This window comes from Mesorhizobium sp. M7A.F.Ca.CA.004.04.2.1 (assembly GCF_004022825.1).
Classification (GTDB): Bacteria; Pseudomonadota; Alphaproteobacteria; order Rhizobiales; family Rhizobiaceae; genus Mesorhizobium.
Genome location: NZ_RZPH01000945.1, coordinates 1 through 2,345, shown reverse-complemented (window position 1 = coordinate 2,345; position 2,345 = coordinate 1). Strand labels below are relative to the sequence as shown.

Sequence of the window (2,345 nt, the reverse complement as noted above, 5' to 3'; positions counted from 1 at the left end):
TCCTTGTTCTTCACGGTGCTGTGGCCAAGCACGACCTTCGGCATCTTGGCCATGAAGTCGACTTTAAGCTGCTCGCCGAATTCGGCCGGCAGCGGCGGATTCTTATTGAGATCAAAAGCTTCGATCGCCTTCTTCGCCATGCTGTCGAGATCGATATTGGCGCCGCCAAAGTTCAAATCGACATCGGTGGGCAACAACCCCACGCTCCAGCTCGGCAGAAGCTGGGTCGGCACGGTCAGCCCCGATGCCTTGATGCCGTACGTGATCGTGCCGTTCTGGGCCACGCCATCGGTGCCGAACACGGTGCTGAGCTGGGTGGCGCCGAAATTGCCGACCGGGCTTTCCACCGCGAAATCCTTAAAACCGTAGGTCCCGTCGATACGCTGCCAAAGCGGCAAGGCGGCGAGCAGAAGCGATTTGAGCTGCGCCTGGTTGGCCTTCAGCGTCGCCTCGTCCTCGTTGGCCACCGCAAATGCCAGGAGGTCGAGCAATGGCTTGGTCCGCACGCCCTTGCCGCTGGCTTCGACCGACAGTTCCGGCGACCTGACGGTGACCGGGAATTTCAACCCGCTCTCCGGATCGTCGAAATCGATCGCTTCGACAAAGCTCGACACCTTTTGCGAGGTTGTGAAATCGACGCCCCCGGTCGCCGACTTGGTCGCGGCAACGGTCGCGATGCCGGCGCCCGTGCTGGCTTCCATGTGCTGCTTGGCATCCTTCGATGCCATCGTCATGGCGGCCATCGAGCTGGTGCCGCTGGTGAAGGCCGCCAGATTTGGATCGTAGACGCCCGAACCCTTGCCGTCCTTGATCGAAAACTGAGTGCTTTGCAGCCCTTCGGGTCCGTTGAACTCGAAGGAGGCAGTTTGGGAGAAATCCATGGAGTCATCCCAGGACCCGTCGCTGCGCGGCTTGACCATCAGGGCATAGGGCGCGAAGTCGAACTTCAGCAGTTTCTGGTCCGGAAACGATGCCGCAAGTGCCTTGAAATCGAACAGGATCCTGTAGGCGCCACCTTCAAGCGAAACCTTCAAAATGCCTTTGTCGATGGCCTGCTTGCCGACATAGCGGGACAAGTCGTCGGATAATTGCTTCGCACCCTGACTATCGACGGTCTGACCGAACGCAGGCGCGCTCAACGCAAGGAGGAAAACGAATGGCAGGGCACGGTTCACGCGAATTCTCCGTTTGACCTAATGCATGTCGCCCAAAGTGGGTCCTGGTTTGGGAGAACGACATGCATAAACAAAACCCCAAAGCGCATGCGCTTTAGAAGGGACGTCCGTCTGGTATGAAATTACTGCTGCAACCGCAAGGTGAGATCAACAAGCCACGAGCGGACCTCATCAAAGCACCAGCCGCATCAGCGGGCGGCCGGCCTTGCGTTCCACCAGCCGCTCGAAACCCGCCTTCTCGAAGATCCGCGACGAGCCGACGAACAGGCCGATCGAGCGCGAATCGCGAGACAGGTCCATCGGGCACGCCTCGAGCAGCCGGGCTCCATTCTGGCGGGCGAAATTTATGCCGCCTTCGACGAGGCGATGCGTGATGCCCCTGCCGCGCGCCTTGGCGCGGATGAAGAAGCAGGAGATCGCCCAGACGGCCGGATCCGCGGCGTCGGCAGGATCGACCGGTGCCGAGCCCCTGCCCTGATTGTTCCATTCGGGTACGTCGGCGCGCGGTCCGATCTGCATCCAGCCGACCGCCTGGCCATCTTCGAATGCCAGCAGTCCGGGCGGCGGGCCGGCCTCGATACGCGCCTTGATGTGGTCCTTGTTGCGTTCCCGGCTGCTCTCGCGCCGCACCGCCGGCGCCAGCCGGAAATGCGTGCACCAACAGCCGTAGCAGGCGCCTTGCTTGCCGAAGAGGTCCTCGAATTCAGCCCAAAGCTCGGGTGCAAGTGGCGCTATGGTCGTGCTCATGCGTTCTCCCCAGGCCAGCCTTGTCGCTGGCCTTGCACTGTCGTACCATTGCATCTGTTCTCTTTATGTTCGCAGCGATGGCGGCCCCTGTCAACAATCCCGATCACGGTTTTTGCCGCGACTGCCTGACGTTTCAGCGCAGCCAGGCGCGCCGCTGCGAGCGCTGCGGCAGCCCGCGGCTTGCGCGCCATCCAGAGCTTTACCGGCTGCATCTGGCCCATATCGATTGCGACGCCTTCTATGCGGCGATCGAAAAGCGCGACAATCCGGCGCTCAAGGACAAGCCGCTGATCATCGGCGGCGGCAAGCGCGGCGTCGTCTCCACCGCATGCTATATCGCCCGCATCCAAGGCGTGCGCTCGGCCATGCCGATGTTCAAGGCGCTCGAAGCCTGCCCGGAGGCGGTGGTCATCAGCCCCAACA

2 protein-coding genes and 1 pseudogene are annotated in these 2,345 nt (G+C 61.7%); 1 reads left to right on the top strand and 2 read right to left on the bottom strand.

What is annotated here, in order from left to right; genetic code table 11:
• Together EN893_RS29575 and EN893_RS29570 are read right to left on the bottom strand one after the other, a co-directional pair.
• The coding region (locus EN893_RS29575; protein WP_128362007.1) for a hypothetical protein at positions 1-1,175 on the bottom strand (1,175 nt) is incomplete at its 3' end.
• Between the two features lie 171 nt (positions 1,176-1,346).
• A complete protein-coding gene (locus EN893_RS29570; protein ID WP_127269141.1) occupies positions 1,347-1,922 on the bottom strand; it encodes a GNAT family N-acetyltransferase in 576 nt (191 codons plus the stop codon).
• Between the two features lie 65 nt (positions 1,923-1,987).
• On the opposite strand from EN893_RS29570, the pseudogene EN893_RS29565 reads away from it, so the two are divergent.
• Positions 1,988-2,345: pseudogene (locus EN893_RS29565) on the top strand (DNA polymerase IV); the annotation flags it as partial.

Bases quoted from the DNA above. Each gene is read 5' to 3' on its own strand.
- EN893_RS29570 (WP_127269141.1), bottom strand. From the start codon at position 1,922: ATGAGCACGACCATAGCGCCACTTGCACCCGAGCTTTGGGCTGAATTC.